We start from the raw sequence: 16,607 nt of genomic DNA on the forward strand, positions 1-16,607 counted from the left end.
GGGTTATCCGTTTTATTCTCAGGAGGTTCCATCCCATGCCCGGCGATCTACACAACCACACCACCTATTCCGACGGTTCCGTGCCCGTGGCCCGGCTGCCCCTGATGGCAGCCCGGGTGGGGCTGGATGCCATGGCCATTTCTGACCACGATACGCTGCGCAGCGTGCAGTATGCCTACGACCACCCGGTGCAGGATGGGGTAAAGCTCATCCCGGCCACCGAGCTCACCGGTTACGATTACGAGCGCCAGCACCGGGTCCACCTGCTGGCCTACTGGCCCGACCCCGAGAGCGAGGCCCTGCGCCGCCACTGCGATATCATGCGCCAGCGCCGCAACGAGTGCTGTTTGCAGAGCGCCCGGGAGCTGGAAGCCATTTTCCCCCAGTTCCGCACCGAGCAGGCGCTGGAATACGCCAGAGACAGCGGCGTGCTCTATAAGAGCGGCATCATGCAGGCGCTGCGGGAGCTGGGCCTTGCCGACAGCATCTACGGCGAGCGCTACCATGAGCTGTTCGGCTGGAACCCGCGGGGCAGGGTGCTCCACTCGCCCGAGTATATCCCGGTGCGGGAGGTGCTGGCCACGGCCAGAGCCGCCGGTGCCGTGGTGGTGTTCGCCCACCCCACCGTGTACAAGAGTATGCCCCTGCTCCGGGAACTGGTCAGGGAGGGGATGGTGGACGGCATCGAGATCGACCACCCCAGCAACAGCCCCGAGGACAAGGCCGAGTGTGCCGCCCTCTGTGGGCAGTATCACCTCATCCACACCGGCGGCACCGACTTCCACGGGGCCAACCACAAAAAGGTCTACCCCGTGGGCACCTGCACCACCCCCGATGACCAGATCGCGCGGATCGAGGAGCTGGCGAGGAAGAGAAAAAAGTAAACCGATTTGAGCATTCTTATGAGAACTGCCAAGGCCTCGCCCTTCGGGAGAGGTGGCATTGCGTCAGCAATGACGGAGAGGGTGAGTTCGGTAAAGTCCGTGAGCATCCTCACCCTCTCAGTCTCGCTTTGCTCGACAGCTCCCCCGAAGGGGGAGCCCTTGGCAAAGAGGGCAGGTTCCGCCCCTTGCAGGAACGTTGTTTTTGTAGTATAATGCAGGCAAGTCAAAAAGAGAGGATGTTTTCCATGAGCAAATCTTTCAGCTTCCCCAATGTGGGCACCTGTTCCAAGCAGACCAACATCGTGCTGAACGATGACCACACCATCGAGTCCGTTGAGGTCATCGGCGGCTGCAACGGCAACCTCAAGGGCATCAGCCGCCTGCTCAAGGGCATGAAGGCTGAGGATGCCATCGCCCGCATGGAGGGTACCACCTGCGGCCCCCGTCCCACCAGCTGCCCCGACCAGATCGCCAAGAACCTGAAAAAGGCCCTGGCAGAGATGTAACCATCAACGCAGAGAAAGCGTCGTGCATTGCACGGCGCTTTTTTGCTGTGCAGCGCGATCCATCCTCTCTGCGGGCTGCTGGCGATGTTAAACCCCACCGTCATCCCTGCGGGATGCCACCGTACGGGTTGCGGCTCCCCGCGTCCGCTTCGTGCAAGGTCTTGCACTTGCGTCCTGCTGGCCGCTGCCCCAACAACTCCTCCCTGCTTCCGCCACTGGCGGCGGTCGTCATTGTTGCCTACTAGGGGCGGCCTTGGCAAAGAGGCAGAGCTTTACGCCATGCCAAGGGCCCCCCTACTAGCGGGGGCTGTCGCCGCAGGCGACTGGGGGGTTGAGCCCCAAAGCTTTACCTTTGCGGCCCGACAAAAACAACTGATTTTTTTCCATTCACCGGTCCTATACTTTGCTGTGTATGAAACAATACAGCAAGGAGCAGAGCATGAGCATTTGGGAAGCATTCGGCATGGGCAGACACAAGGGTTTTTCGCGGGAGGCAGGGCTGCTGCTGGACGAAGCCGTGGAGCTTGCGGGCAGCATGGGCTGTGCCCGGGCGGATACCGGGCACCTGCTGCTTGCCATGCTGCAGACCGACCGCGGCCCGGCGGGGCGGTTTCTGGCGGGCAAGAACATCACCGAGCCCGCCGTGCGCCGCCAGCTGGCCGAGGGCCGCACCAGCCCGGCCCGCCAGCTGGACAGAAAGGCGCTGGCCCCAGATCTGCGCCGGGCTATGGATTATGCCCTCATCGGGGCACAGAACGCCCACCTGCCCAAGGCGGAGCCGGAGCACCTGCTCTGCGCCATGCTGGAGGATACCGACTGCGCGGCGGGGGTGCTGCTGGCCTCCATGGGGGTGCAGCTGGCCGAGGCCGTGCGGGAGTGCCGCCAGATCTCGGGGCAGTTCATCCTGCCCGGTACGCCCCGGGCCAGCGCCATGCCCCGGGGCAGCCGCGCCAGCGATAAGTATTGCCGCGACCTGACCCGCCGCGCAGTGGACGGCGAGCTGGACCCGGTGTTCTGCCGGGATGCGGAGCTGGACCGGATGGTGGAGATCCTGTGCCGCCGCCAGAAGAACAACCCCTGTCTGGTGGGGGAGCCGGGCGTGGGCAAAACGGCCCTTGCCGAGGGCCTTGCCCAGCGCATCGCCAGCCGGAACGTGCCCCGGATGCTGCAGGGGCGGCGGCTGCTGGCGCTGGATATGGCCAGCCTTGTGGCGGGCACCAAGTACCGGGGCGACTTTGAGGAGCGGTTCAAGACCCTTCTGGAGGAGCTTGTGCGGGACGGCAGCGCCATCCTGTTTGTGGACGAGTTCCACACCATCGTGGGAGCAGGCGCGGCAGAGGGAGCCATTGATGCGGCCAGCATCCTGAAGCCCGTGCTGGCCCGGGGGGAGCTGCAACTCATCGGGGCCACCACCGATCAGGAGTTCCGCACTCATATCCAGAAAGATGCCGCACTGGAGCGCCGCTTTGGCCGGGTGCAGATCGAGGAGCCCACCCCGGCGCAGGCCGCGGCGATCCTGGAGGGGCTTGCCCCCCGCTACGAGCGCTACCACAGCGTGCATCTGCCGCCCGAGACGCTGCGGGAGGCCGTGGAGCTCTCTGTGCGGTACCTGCCGGGGCGCTTCCTGCCCGATAAGGCCATCGACCTTGTGGACGAGGCCTGTGCCGCTGCCCGCATCCGCGCCGAGCGGGAGGGGAAAGCAGATCCCACCCTCACCCGGGAGGACATTGCCCGGGTGGTGGCGCAGGCCAGCGGCGTGCCCGTGGAGCGGGTGGGGGAGAAGGAGCGGGAACGGCTGGACAAGCTGGAATCCCGCCTCAACGCCGAGATCGTGGGCCAGCAGAAGGCCGTGGCGGCGGTGGCCGGGGCCATCCGGCGCAGCCGCACCGGGCTGGGGGAGCCGGGCCGCCCCATGGGAGCCATGCTATTTCTGGGGCCCACCGGCGTGGGCAAGACCGCCCTTGCCAAGGCCCTTGCCGCCAGCTGGTTCGGCAGCGAGAAGGCCCTGCTCAAGTTCGATATGTCGGAGTATCAGGAGCAGCACACCACGGCCCGCCTGCTGGGCGCGCCTCCGGGCTACCTTGGCCACGATGAGGGCGGTCAGCTCACCGAAGCCGTCCGCCGCCGCCCGTACAGCGTGGTGCTCTTTGACGAGATCGAAAAGGCCCACCCGGATATCCAGAATATCCTGCTGCAGATCCTGGAGGACGGCCAGCTCACCGATGCCATGGGCCGCAAGGCCGATTTCCGCAATACCATCGTCCTGCTCACCTCCAACCTGGGGGCACGCTTTCTGGCCGGGCAGAGCGCCCCGCTGGGTTTTGCAGCGGGCAGCGAAGCCGTGTTCGAGAAGCAGTCGGCCCAGGCCATTGAGGAAGCCAAGAAGTGGTTCCGGCCCGAGCTGGTGGGGCGGCTGGATGAGCTCATCGTGTTCCGTCCCCTTGCAGAGGACAGCCTGTGTGCCATCGCCGAGAAGCTGCTGGGCCAGCTGGAAGCCCGTGCCGCCCGCAATGGGTATCAGCTGACCCATACGCCCCGGGTGGGGGCAGTGCTGGCCGCAAGGGCGCGCTCGCCCTATGGGGCCCGGGAGCTGCGGCGGCAGGTGGACCGCGCCGTGGAACAGGCCCTCGCCAACCAGATCGCCTCCGGCACGGCCCACACCGGCCAGCACTGGACCGCCGACTGCACGGTGGATGGGGCAATCGTGTTGGAAGAGGGGGAAGCAGTAGAGCAAACCATCGGCTAAACCTCTCAGTCACGCTCCGCGTGCCAGCCCCCCTAATAGTGGGGCCCTTGGCATGGCGTAAAACCCTGCCTTTTTGCCAAGGCCGCCCCTACTAGGGGCGGTGGCATCCCGCAGGGATGACGGTGGGGTTTGACTCCAGCAGCAGCTTACGGACTTAACCCCCCAGTCGCCTGCGGCGACAGCCCCCACTAGTAGGGGGGCCCTTGGCATGGCGTAAAGCTTGCCCTCTTTGCCAAGGCCGCCCCTATTAGGGGCGGTGGCATCCCGTAGGGATGACGGTGGGGTTTGACTCCAGCAGTCGCTCCCGGCTCAACCCCCCAGTCGCCTGCGGCGACAGCCCCCACTAGTAGGGGGGCCCTTGGCATGGCGTAAAGCCTATCCTCTTTGCCAAGGCCGCCCCTATTAGGGGCGGTGGCATCCCGTAGGGATGTCGGTGGGGTTTGACTCCAGCAGCAGCTTACGGACTTAACCCCCCAGTCGCCTGCGGCGACAGCCCCCACTAGTAGGGGGGCCCTTGGCATGGCGTAAAGCCTATCCTCTTTGCCAAGGCCGCCCCTATTAGGGGCGGTGGCATTGCGAAGCAATGACGGTGGGGTTGATCATCCCCCTTGCATCCTCCGGCGTTTTCGTTTATCATAGAGAAAGCGAAACGCCCCAAGGAGGAAACCATGCGCTATTTGTTTTTACTGAATCCCGCTGCGGGCAAGCAGGACTGCACTGTCCAGCTCATCCCGCAGATCAGAGCCGCTGCCGCCCGGGCCGGGTGGAGCGAGGCGGATTATACCATCCACACCACCGAATATGCGGGCCACGCCCGGGAGCTGGCCCGTGCCGCAGCCCAGGAGGCCGCGCGGGCAGGGGACAGCCTGCGCATCTGGACAGCGGGCGGCGACGGAACCTTCATGGAAGCCATGACCGGCGTGCAGGGCTTTGCCAACGCCGCTGTGGGCTGCCTGCCCTACGGCAGCGGCAACGACTTCCTGCGCACCTACGGCACCCGGGCAGAGTTCACCGACCTCGATGCCCAGCTGGCGGGCGGGGAAGTGACCATCGACTTGCTGGAGACCAATCTGGGCCTGTCTGCCACCATCTGCGCGGCGGGTCTGGACGCGCAGGTGGCCTACGGCATCCCCAAGTTCCGGCGCATCCCCCTGTGCGGCGGCGAGGTGTCCTACCTGCTCTCCATTGTGGAGCAGCTCTGCGGCCACATCGGCCGCAGGGTCACCTTTACCATCGATGACGAGGAACTGACCGTGGACTGCCTGATGTGCGCCATCTGCAATGGCCGGGCCTATGGCGGCGGCTTCCTTGCCGCCCCCGAGGCCGACCCCGCCGACGGCTGGCTGGACGTGATGATCGTCCGCAGGGTGGGGCGGCTGACCATTGCCAAGCTGCTGGGGATGTACAAGAGCGGTCGGCACTTTGTGAACGGCCAGCTCACCGAGGAGGCAAAGCCCTACTTCCTCTACCGCCGTGCCCGGCGGGTGGCGCTGCGCCCCGCCGATGGCCGCGGCCCTATCGTTGCCACCGCCGACGGCGAGTGCGCCCCCTGTGATGCGGTGGAGGCTGTTCTGCGCCCCCTGAGCGGCCGCATCCTCCTGCCCGCCCCGGCGTATGAGCGGTTTGTGGCGAAACACGCCGTGGTATAAAATTTACAGAAATACGCTTGATTTATGAAGAATTCTATGATAAGATGAACCCGTAAGAAGATGTTTGGAAAAAGCAGGAGGGATGGGGCTATGAACTGGTCGGATGCAGAGAAAAAAGAAAAGCGGCATCAGGAAGACCTTGACCGTCTGCGCAGCTTTCGCCCTATGGATGATACCTTTATGCGAGGGCTCTTTAAGGAAAATCTTCCGCTGGCAGAGTTGGTGCTTCGGATCATTACCGGAAAGCCTGATCTGATCCTGACAAAATGCGAGACACAGGCTGATATGAAGCGAGTGACCGGTGCGCGTTCAATCTGTCTGGATGCCTATGCAACCGACAGTGCGGGCAAGAAGTATGACATTGAGGTCCAGCGCGCGGACAATGGCGCAGACCCGCACCGGGCAAGATATCATTCCAGTGTGATGGACGTGGAAAATCTGGACGAAAAGCAGGATTATAAAGAACTGCCGGATACCTATGTTATTTTCATCACGGAAAATGATTACTACAAGGCTGGCGAGCCGGTCTATACGATCCAGAACATGAATCTGACGCTGAACCGCCCGTTCAATGATGGTGCCCATATCCTGTATGTGAATGGGGAATACCGGGATGATTCAGAGATCGGCAGGCTGATGCACGATTTCAATTGCACCAGCGCGGATGAAATGAATTTTGAACTGCTGGCAGAGAGAACACGCTATCTGAAAGAAAACCCGAAAGGAGTGAGCGAAATGTGTAAAGTGATGGAAGACCTGAGAGTGGAAAGCTATACGGAAGGCCGGGAAGAACAGGCCAGAATGATGGCACAGAAATTGTACCGAAAGGGATACTCCATTGAGGAGATCGCTGATATGGTGGAGTACAGCACCGAGAAGGTGGAGGAATGGCTCACGCCGAAAGCAGGTTGAAACAGGAGAAAAAGCGCCCGGGTATCGCAACGAAAAAATACGATATCCGGGCGCTTTTGCGTTGTCATAAATTCTTAACAAACAAATTTTGAGAAAACCCTTGATTTTTACCCCTGAGATGAGTACAATACACTTAGCACTCAGAGAAAAGGAGTGCTAAACAACCGGAAGCCCGGCAGAAACGGGCCGAAGGTGCCAAAAAAGTTTTCATTATATTTTATTATAGGAGGGCAAGAACTATGAAGATCATTCCTCTTGCAGACCGTGTTGTTATCAAGGCCGTTGAAGTCGAGGAGACCACCAAGGGCGGCCTCATCCTGACCGGCAGCGCCAAGGAGAAGCCCCAGGTGGCTGAGGTCGTGGCTGTTGGCCCCGGCGGCATCGTGGACGGCAACGAAGTCAAGATGACCGTGAAGGTTGGCGATAAGGTCCTGACCAGCAAGTACTCCGGTACTGAGGTCAAGGTGGACGGCGAGGAGTGCACCATCGTGCGTCAGGGCGATATTCTGGCCATCGTGGAGTAAGTTTCCCCTCTGAAATTGAAATTTGAGCTTTGAAGGAGCGATTTGATTATGGCAAAACAGATCAAGCAGGGCGAGGATGCCCGCAAGGCACTGTGTGCCGGTATTGATACCCTGGCAAATACCGTGAAGATCACCCTGGGCCCCAAGGGCCGCAACGTGGTGCTGGGCAAGAAGTTCGGCGCACCCGTCATCACCAACGACGGCGTGACCATTGCCAAGGAGATCGAGCTGAAGGACGAGTTCGAGAACATGGGCGCACAGCTGGTGCGTGAGGTCGCAACCAAGACCAACGATGCCGCAGGCGACGGCACCACCACCGCAACCGTTCTGGCACAGGCCATGGTCACCGAGGGCATGAAGAACGTTACCGCCGGTGCCAACCCCATGGATATCCGCCGCGGCATGAGCAAGGCTGTTGCCAAGGCTGTTGAGACCATCAAGGCCCACAGCCAGAAGGTCAAGGACAGCAACGATATCGCCCGCGTCGGCACCATTTCTGCCGGTGACCCCGAGATCGGCCGCCTGATCGCCGAGGCTATGGAGAAGGTCACCTCCGACGGTGTCATCACCATCGAGGAGAACAAGACCACCGCCGAGACCTACAACGAGATCGTGGAAGGCATGCAGTTTGACCGCGGCTACCTGACCCCCTATATGGTCACCGATACCGACAAGATGGAGGCTGTTCTGGACAACGCCGCCATCCTGATCACCGATAAGAAGATCAGCGTCATCCAGGATCTGGTCCCCCTGCTGGAGCAGGTCATGCAGAACGGCATGAAGCTGCTGATCGTGGCTGAGGACATCGAGGGCGAGGCTCTGTCCACCCTGATCGTCAACCGCCTGCGCGGCACCCTGAACGTCTGCGCTGTCAAGGCTCCCGGCTTTGGCGACCGCCGCAAGGAGATGCTGCAGGATATCGCTACCCTGACCGGCGGTACCGTTGTGTCCGCTGATCTGGGCTATGAGCTGAAGGACGCTACCGTCCAGATGCTGGGCCATGCCCGTCAGGTCAAGGTGACCAAGGAGAACACCACCATCGTGGGCGGCGCAGGCGATAAGGATGCCATTGCAGCCCGCATTGCACAGATCCGCAACCAGATCGAGGCTTCCACCAGCGATTTCGACCGTGAGAAGCTGCAGGAGCGCCTGGCAAAGCTGGCCGGCGGCGTTGCAGTCATCAAGGTCGGTGCTGCTACCGAGGTCGAGATGAAGGATAAGAAGCTGCGCATCGAGGACGCTCTGAACGCAACCAAGGCTGCTGTTCAGGAAGGCGTTGTCGCTGGCGGCGGCACCGCTCCCATCAACGCCATCCCCGCTGTGCGCGCCCTGTGCGACACGCTGGAAGGCGACGAGCGCACCGGTGCCAAGATCGTCCTGAAGGCTCTGGAGGCACCTCTGCGCCAGATCGCCAAGAACGCCGGTCTGGAAGGCAGCGTCATCATCGACAAGATCGTTTCTGCCAACAAGCCCAACTACGGCTTCGACGCTCAGAACGAGGTCTTTGTTGAGGATATGATCGCCGCCGGCATCGTTGACCCCACCAAGGTCACCCGTTCCGCTCTGGAGAACGCAGCATCCGTTGCTGAGATGGTGCTGACCACCGAGAGCCTGGTCGCTGACCTGCCCGAACCCCCTGCTGCTCCCGCAGCCGGTGGTGACATGGGCGGCATGGGCGGCATGTACTAATAACTGCCTGAAAACCGCATGAATCCTTGATTTTTGGAGCACGCAAAAGCGGATTTACGCCAAACTTACGCCACTTACGCCAAAAATCAAAGCGCGCTATAGGGTAACAAAATCGGCACTCGCTGAAAAGCGGGTGCCGATTTTTTGTGTCTAGGGGATTTGAAGACTCATGAAACCCACTGATGGATTCTGCGAGCGGCAGACTGTCAGCGGCTTTATTGTTGACGAAGAACAAAGGTAGGGATACAATAAGCCAAAATCCTAAAATGCCAAACAACCCAAGTGTCTGAAGGAAAAAGAGAATGCCATTGTGGATGCGTTGGAGCATTTTAAGATGGTATAAAAAGAAATCCCACGATTTACAAGTACTTGCCTGCCTGCAAATCGTGGGATTTTGTTTTAATGTGAATTGTTCGACCCAAGTTTTCTTTGTTGGCTCAAAAGAACTAGATGTTAAAAAGGAAGTTCATCGTCATTAATTTGTACGCTAATTGTTGAGAGGCGACCGTAAATATTATCAAACAATACCTTTTGCTTGCTGGGGGAAAGACTTGTTACCATTTTATAGAAATCTATTACAGATTGGACATCTATATCTCTTTGGGCGTTGTAATTATAATCGCACGAGATAAAGCAGTCAATCAACTTCGTATTATTTTGAACATAATACTCTAAAGAAGAAGATTTAATGAACTCCTCCAATCTTGATAATGTAACCGATATATTATTGATTGGAGAATATTTATTTAGATAGTGATTGATGTGGCTCGACAATATATCTGCAAAATGACGATATATTTCTTTTTGACGGTTTGAGAAGTTTATTTGACTCATTACACCGGCCGATATATCATTCGTGATATCATGAAAAGATACATATCGTTGGTGAGGGTCTACTTTTACCATCTTTTCAATGATATGATGAAACTGAAAATCCCGAGTATCTTCCTTGAGAAGATGTTCAAACAATATTCCTACGAAATAAATTTCTGTCTGCTCATTATAGTCTCCACTCAATTTTACTTCATCTGGCATTTCCGTAGCAGGCCAATTGAGTACGATGCTGTTTTCATCCTTGCTTGTACTCTCTAAATGCTTTCCAAATCCGAAATCAATAATCTTAGCGTTTTCATTTTTGTCGATAAGAATATTTGCTGGTCGGATATCTCTGTGCAATATATTATGTTGTTCGAGATATTCAAAAGCTGATATTACTTCTCGAAATATGTCATTCCAATCTTTTCCCCATGGAGTAGGTTCAAACTTGTCAATGGTGGTACCATCAACATATTCCATTTGAAGATAGCCTGTCTTTACTTCAGGGAAGAGATAATAGTTGTATATCCGTACAATGTTAGGATGCGAGATGTTGAAGAGAATGACAATCTCATCGACAAATCTATTGTAGTATTCATCAACGTGTCGGTAATCTTTTGGAACATATTTTTTGATTGCAAATTGGATACCTGTTGTTTCATCGAGAAACAAATGTGTATCACCCGTGCCTCCAGCTCCTAATGGCTTTATATATGTAAGGTTCTTCTTGGTATTAAAAGTAATAATATCGCCATTATTCATATCGACAAACCTCCTCTATTGTTGAGTATTATAACACATAATATGAAAGAATTCCACGAAAGAATTCATAAGTATACAATTTTACTGTTAAAAAACATAATAGATATGATGCAAAGAACATACAACAACAGCCGCCCAGCGACCTTGCGGTCTCGCTGGGCGGCTTATTTTTTGCGTTTCCAGAGCAAATATTCTTCGTAGCGGTGCATCTCGTTCTGTTCTTCTTCGGTCAGGCGCTGGCGCTGTTTGCGGGCTTCGTCCGATGGGTCGATGTCGGTCAAGCCCAGCAGGTAGTCGGCGGAGGTGCCGTAGAGCTTGCAGATGGCAAGCAGCACATCGCTGGGCGGCGAATTGCGCCCCTGCTCCCAAGCGCTGACAGCCCAAACGGTAAGCCCTAGCTTATCCGCAAGGCTCTTTTGGGTGTCATGGTAGTTCTTTCGGATCTCTGCCAGTCGCTCTCCAAGCATTATCAATACCACCTTTCCTGTTACTAGTATAGGGAATTCTACTAGTTTTTGACGAAAGACGCACTTAAAATGCTGGACACGATGCAAACAAGTAGTTATAATGCTAGTATAAGGCGGAACTAGTACAAAAATACTACTTCCGCCGCAACGCTAAGGCAAAGCGAGGGAATCCCCGTTGGAACAACTGATCGATTTTCACGCACCGGAAGTGCAGGCGGTGCTGGAGACACTACTAAAAGATAAATCCACCGGTAAAAACATCATCTGGGCCACCGACCCGCCGGAAGAACTGCAAACGGTGATGTACGAGCCGGTGACGGATAGATCGCAGATCACCACCCAGCAGCTCGGGCTGACCCACTACGAGGTGGTGCTGCCCCGGATGATGAAGCAGACCGATACCCAGCAGCAGCGCACCCGCAAAAAAGGCGAGGTGTTCAGCCCCGCATGGGTCTGCAACAAGATGAACAACGCACTGGACGCCGACTGGTTCCGTGGGCTGGGGGCAGGAGAGACCGCCGGGCAGTTTACGGTGGAGCTGCCCCAAGGCTGGCAGACGGTGGAAACGCCGGTGCAGTTCCCGGTTTGCGGGGGCAGGACCCCGGCATGGGTGCGGTATGTGCAGAGCCGCCGCTTGGAGGTGACCTGCGGCGAAGCCCCCTTTCTGGCGTTCCGGTACGATGCCGCCACAGGCGAGATGATCCCGGTAGCCCGGCGCATTGGCATTCTGGACCGCAAGCTGCGTGTGGTAAGCGAGAACGCCGCCACAGAGGACGAATGGCGCAAATATGCCACCCATGCGGTGCAGTCTACCTACGGCTATGAGTATCAGGGAGATAATCTTTTGCTGGCACGGGTCAACCTTCTGCTGACCTATGCAGAGCACTTGCAAGCCCGGTGGCAGCGCAAACCCACAAAAGAAGAGTTACAGCCTATCGCCACCATCATCACCTGGAACCTGTGGCAAATGGACGGCCTGCACCTCTCTGTGCCCGGCGGCAAGCCTCAGCCGGAGGCAGAACAGCTCGACCTCTTTTCCATGTTCGGGGCGGCAGAGCCGCAGCCGCCCACGGTATCCTGTAAAGTGAAAAACTGGCGCAAGGGCAGCCATGGAACCGCCCAGAACTTTGAAACCATTCAGGAAGGGAGTACCAGCATGAAGTTTGATTATGTCATCGGAAACCCGCCGTATCAGGATGAAACTCTTGGCGATAACAAAGGCTTTGCACCGCCGGTATATAACAAATTTCTGGATGCGTCTTATGAGATTGCAGAAAAAGTAGAGATGATACATCCGGCACGCTTTCTGTTCAATGCTGGTTCTACGCCGAAGGCATGGAATGAGAAGATGCTGAGTGACCCGCACTTTAAGGTTTTGCACTATGAAGCTGATGCAAGCTCGATTTTCCCGAATACTGACATTAAAGGAGGAGTGGTTGTTTCATATAGGGATAGCTGTTCGGATTTTGGAGCAATCGGAGTGTTTACTAAATATGCAAAACTGAATGCGATTCTCCGTAAGATCACAGAAACGGCTGATTTTATTTCGTTAAGCAATATTGTGGTGACGAGAACAGCATATAGATTGACCGACAAAATGCACGAGGATCATCCAGAAGCAATCGGTCAGTTGAGCAAGGGTCATGCTTACGATATGGCAACAAATATATTTGACCGATTGCCACAAATATTTTTTGATGCGAAGCCAGCAGATGGAAACGATTATATTCGAATATTAGGACGAACAAACAATGAACGTGCATATAAGTATGTGAGAAGGGATTATGTCAACAAGGTGAAAAACCTTGATAAATTCAAGCTGTTTATTCCGAAAGCAAATGGAATAGGTGCGTTTGGAGAAGTAATATCGTCACCAATCACGGCAACACCCGGAGTTGGTTCAACTGAGACATTTCTGAGCATTGGTATCCTAGACTCCGAGTATGAGATGGATGCAGCATTAAAATACATAAAAACAAAATTTGCACGGGCATTATTAGGTGTTTTGAAAACTACACAAGATATTACACCAGACAAATGGAAATACGTTCCCCTTCAGGACTTTAACGCCCATTCCGACATTGATTGGAGCAAGTCGGTGGCGGAAATTGACCGGCAGCTTTACCGCAAGTATGACCTGACCGCGGACGAGATCGAATTTATCGAGACTCATGTAAAGGAGATGGCATAATGGCTGGCATAACCCTGCGCACTGCCCGGCAGGTGGTGCCCATGATCTACGCCTATACCACCCCGGAAATTGCCCGGCACAACGGCTGGACGAAGATTGGCTACACCGAGCAGTCGGTGGACAAGCGCCTGAAACAGCAGACCCACACCGCCGATGTGCTGTTTCACGAGGAGTGGCGGGGCAATGCCGTCTACGATGACGGCAGCGGCGAGGTGTTCACCGACCACGATTTCCACGCCTACCTCCGCAAGCTGAACGTGGAGAACGACCGCAAAAACGAGTGGTTCCATCTGGATGGGCAGCAGTCCCGGCGGTATTTTCAGGATTTCCGCATGAACCGGGGGCGCGTGCAGCTGGATGCCGCCATCGCCTACACCCTGCGGGAAGAACAGGAAAGGGCTGTCCACGACACCAAAATCTATTACCAGAGCCACCCCGGCGGGGAATACCTCTGGAACGCCAAGCCCCGCTTTGGCAAGACCCTCTCCGTCTACGATTTCTGCAAACAGGTCGATGCACAGACAGTGCTTATCGTTACCAACCGTCCAGCCATCGCCAATAGCTGGTACAGCGATTATGTGCGCTTTCTGGGCAGGGAGTCCGGCTATCTGTTCGTCAGCCATGTGGATGCCCTTGCCGGGCAGCCCCATGTGCTGGACGAGCAAGGCTATCTGGATGCCGCCGCACAGGGCGAGAAACTGTATAAGCGCATTGAGTTCGTCAGCTTGCAGGATATGAAAGGCTCGAAATATTTCGGCGGCGAGTACGACAAGCTGCGCCACCTGACCGAGCTGAACTGGGATGTGCTGGTCATTGACGAAGCCCACGAGGGCGTGGACACCTACAAGACCGACCTTGCCTTTGACCGCATCCGCCGCAAGTTTACGCTGCACCTGTCCGGCACGCCTTTCAAGGCGCTGGCGAACGACAAGTTTGCCGGGGATGCTATCTTCAACTGGACCTACGCCGACGAGCAGGCCGCCAAGCGGAACTGGCAGGGCGCACCGGGGCAGCAGAACCCCTACGCAAACCTCCCCATGCTCAACCTCTACACCTACCAGATGTCCGAGATCATCCGGGACGAAATTCAGCAGGGCGTGGAGATCGACGGCGAAACGCAGGAATTTGCCTTTGATCTGAACGAGTTCTTTAAGGTAAAGCCCAATGGCGGCTTTGAGCATGAGGCCGAGGTGGACCGCTTTCTGGATGCCATGACCACCCAGAACAAATTTCCGTTTTCCACCCCGGAGCTGCGTGCCGAGCTGAAGCACACCTTCTGGCTGCTGAACCGGGTGGACAGTGCCAGAGCGCTGGCGAAAAAGCTGCAGGCGCACCCGGTGTTCCGGGACTATGAGGTGATCCTTGCTGCAGGTGACGGCAAGCTGGATGACACGGACGAGAACCAGAAGAGTTTTGACCGGGTAAAAGCCGCCATCGCCCATCACGAAAAGACCATTACCCTGTCGGTGGGGCAGCTGACCACCGGTGTCACCATCCCGGAGTGGTCGGCGGTGCTGATGCTCTCCAACCTGAAAAGCCCGGCGCTGTATATGCAGGCGGCGTTCCGTGCCCAGAACCCCTGTCTTTTCCACGAAAACGGCACCTTCCGCCGCAAAGAGAACGCCTATGTGTTCGATTTTGACCCCGCCCGCACCCTGCTGATCTACGAGCAGTTCGCCAACGACCTTTCTCAGGACACCGCCAGCGGCAAAGGCGACACCGAGGAGCGCAAGGCACACATCCAGAATCTGCTCAACTTCTTCCCGGTCATCGGCGAGGACGAGGAAGGAGAGATGATCCCGCTGGATGCAGAAAAAGTCCTCAGCATCCCCCGGAAGATCAAATCCAAGGAAGTGGTGCGGATGGGCTTCCAGAGCAACTTCCTGTTCCAGAATATTTCCAACGTGTTCAGTGCGCCGCAGGAGGTGCTGGACATTTTGCAAAACTTCCAGCCTATCAGCGAAGCCAAGGCAAAGCCCATCCAGATCACCCCGGAGACCGGCGCAGACCTCTCCCTGAACGACAAGGGCGAGGTGGATTTGGACGAGGGCTACGTCATCGGAAAGGCGGCGGATGTATTCGGGGCAAAGATCTACGAAAGCACCCCGGCACTGGACACCGCCCTGCAAGACCTGACCGATGCCCCGGCTCCTGCCAAAGAAGAGCATCTGGAACCCCTGAAAAAGAGCATCACCAAGGAGATCATCGCTCCTATGGTGGAGCAGGCAAAGCAGGAGTATGGGCGGGATTTGAAGCTGTCCGACCAGAAGCGGTTTGAGAGCGCCGCCAAGGCAAAAATGGACGCGGCGGTGAACAAGGTGGTGGACAACTACCGCATCGACCAGAGCCAGCTGGAGACCCAGCGCACCCAGCAGTTACAGAACTGCACCACTGTCCAGCAGCGCCAGCAGGTGAACCGGGAGTTTGACGCAAAGCAGCAGCAGAGCACCGCCGCCCTGATGGAGACCTTGCAATCCACCATCCAGCAGACGGCGCAGGAAATGCAGCAGACCATCGTGCGCACCGTGGAGACCAACCAGAAAGAGCAGGAGAAAAAGGGCTACGAGGACACCGTCCGTGACCATCTCCGGGGCTTTTCCCGCACCATCCCGTCCTTCCTCATGGCCTACGGCGACGAGACTGTGACGCTGGCAAATTTTGACCAAATCATCCCGGACAAGGTCTTTCAGGAGGTCACCAGCATCACGTTGGAACAGTTCCGCTTTTTGCGGGACGGCGGACCGTACATCAACCAGACTACCGGACAGGAGGAGCACTTTGCAGGCCACCTGTTCGACCCGGTGGTGTTTGACGATTCGGTGAAGGAATTTCTGAACCTGAAGGTCAAGCTGGCAGATTACTTTGACGAGAGCCGTACCGAGGATATCTTCGATTACATCCCGCCCCAGAAGACCAACCAGATCTTCACCCCCAAATGGGTGGTGAAAAAGATGGTGGACCTGCTGGAACAGGAAAACCCCGGCTGCTTCGATGACCCCGGCAAGACCTTTCTGGACCCCTACATGAAGTCCGGCCTGTACATTACGGAAATCGTCAAGCGCCTTTACCGCAGCGAGAAGATGCGGCAAGCCTTCCCGGACGATAACGCCCGGCTGGAACATATCTTTGCCAAACAGGTCTATGGGCTTGCGCCTACTGAGATCATCTACCGCATTGCCATCAGCTACATTCTGGGTTTTGCAAAGGGTCACGGCATCACCGCCCACCATATCCGTCAGGCCGATACGATGGAATTTGCCAAGGCGGGCACCATGGAAAGGGCACTGGATAAGATCTTCAGAGATTGACCAATAGAATACGGCATAAAACCAAAGGCGGCTGTCTGCATGGGTGCAGATGGCCGCTTTTTTGTGCTATACGATTACGAAAACAGACGAATTTGTCAATTCTCGTTACATCGGAGCCGGACGAGCTGCCCATTCCAGGACAGCTTGCCCGGT

The 16,607-nt window shown here is 56.8% G+C and carries 11 protein-coding genes; 9 read left to right on the plus strand and 2 right to left on the minus strand.

The annotated features are described in order from the left end of the window. Positions 1–35 precede the first annotated feature (35 nt). The 7 genes from MTP40_RS06065 (at position 36) to groL (ending at position 8,910) form a co-directional block, all read left to right on the plus strand. Positions 36–884 (plus strand): PHP domain-containing protein, encoded by an 849-nt coding sequence (locus MTP40_RS06065; RefSeq protein WP_097770749.1) that lies wholly within the window; start codon positions 36–38, stop codon positions 882–884. Positions 885–1,129: 245 nt separating this feature from the next. Beyond that, positions 1,130–1,390 (plus strand): TIGR03905 family TSCPD domain-containing protein, encoded by a 261-nt coding sequence (locus MTP40_RS06070; RefSeq protein WP_035394508.1) that lies wholly within the window; start codon positions 1,130–1,132, stop codon positions 1,388–1,390. A gap of 439 nt (positions 1,391–1,829) precedes the next feature. After that, the gene (locus MTP40_RS06075) at positions 1,830–4,136 is read left to right on the plus strand and encodes an ATP-dependent Clp protease ATP-binding subunit (RefSeq protein ID WP_117504427.1); all 2,307 of its coding nucleotides are present in this window, start codon (positions 1,830–1,832) and stop codon (positions 4,134–4,136) included. Positions 4,137–4,804: 668 nt separating this feature from the next. Next, the gene (locus MTP40_RS06080) at positions 4,805–5,785 is read left to right on the plus strand and encodes a diacylglycerol/lipid kinase family protein (RefSeq protein WP_207684672.1); all 981 of its coding nucleotides are present in this window, start codon (positions 4,805–4,807) and stop codon (positions 5,783–5,785) included. 90 nt (positions 5,786–5,875) lie between these two features. After that, positions 5,876–6,697 carry a PD-(D/E)XK nuclease family transposase gene (locus MTP40_RS06085; RefSeq protein ID WP_117533065.1) on the plus strand — a complete coding sequence of 274 codons (822 nt, stop codon included), beginning with the start codon at positions 5,876–5,878 and terminating at the stop codon, positions 6,695–6,697. Between the two features lie 239 nt (positions 6,698–6,936). Next, on the plus strand, positions 6,937–7,221 hold the full coding sequence (locus tag MTP40_RS06090; RefSeq protein ID WP_005932536.1) for a co-chaperone GroES: 285 nt from the start codon (positions 6,937–6,939) through the stop codon (positions 7,219–7,221). Positions 7,222–7,269: 48 nt separating this feature from the next. Beyond that, positions 7,270–8,910: a chaperonin GroEL gene (gene groL / locus MTP40_RS06095; protein WP_005932539.1), complete on the plus strand. Its 1,641-nt coding sequence runs from the start codon at positions 7,270–7,272 to the stop codon at positions 8,908–8,910. A gap of 453 nt (positions 8,911–9,363) precedes the next feature. Here the strand turns inward: groL and MTP40_RS06100 are convergent, their stop codons facing one another. Next, positions 9,364–10,488 carry a serine/threonine-protein kinase gene (locus MTP40_RS06100; protein WP_249259999.1) on the minus strand — a complete coding sequence of 375 codons (1,125 nt, stop codon included), beginning with the start codon at positions 10,486–10,488 and terminating at the stop codon, positions 9,364–9,366. Between the two features lie 164 nt (positions 10,489–10,652). Next, entirely contained in the window at positions 10,653–10,955 is a 303-nt protein-coding gene (locus MTP40_RS06105; RefSeq protein WP_015538063.1) for a helix-turn-helix domain-containing protein, read from the minus strand. 175 nt (positions 10,956–11,130) lie between these two features. On the opposite strand from MTP40_RS06105, the gene MTP40_RS06110 reads away from it, so the two are divergent. Together MTP40_RS06110 and MTP40_RS06115 are read left to right on the plus strand one after the other, a co-directional pair. Further along, positions 11,131–13,146: an Eco57I restriction-modification methylase domain-containing protein gene (locus tag MTP40_RS06110; RefSeq protein ID WP_249260000.1), complete on the plus strand. Its 2,016-nt coding sequence runs from the start codon at positions 11,131–11,133 to the stop codon at positions 13,144–13,146. Then, the gene (locus MTP40_RS06115; protein ID WP_249260001.1) at positions 13,146–16,454 is read left to right on the plus strand and encodes a DEAD/DEAH box helicase family protein; all 3,309 of its coding nucleotides are present in this window, start codon (positions 13,146–13,148) and stop codon (positions 16,452–16,454) included. Before MTP40_RS06110 ends, MTP40_RS06115 begins: the two co-directional genes overlap by 1 nt. The last annotated feature ends 153 nt before the right edge of the window (positions 16,455–16,607 follow it).

The organism is Faecalibacterium sp. IP-3-29 (assembly GCF_023347335.1).
Taxonomy (GTDB): domain Bacteria; phylum Bacillota; class Clostridia; order Oscillospirales; family Ruminococcaceae; genus Faecalibacterium; species Faecalibacterium duncaniae.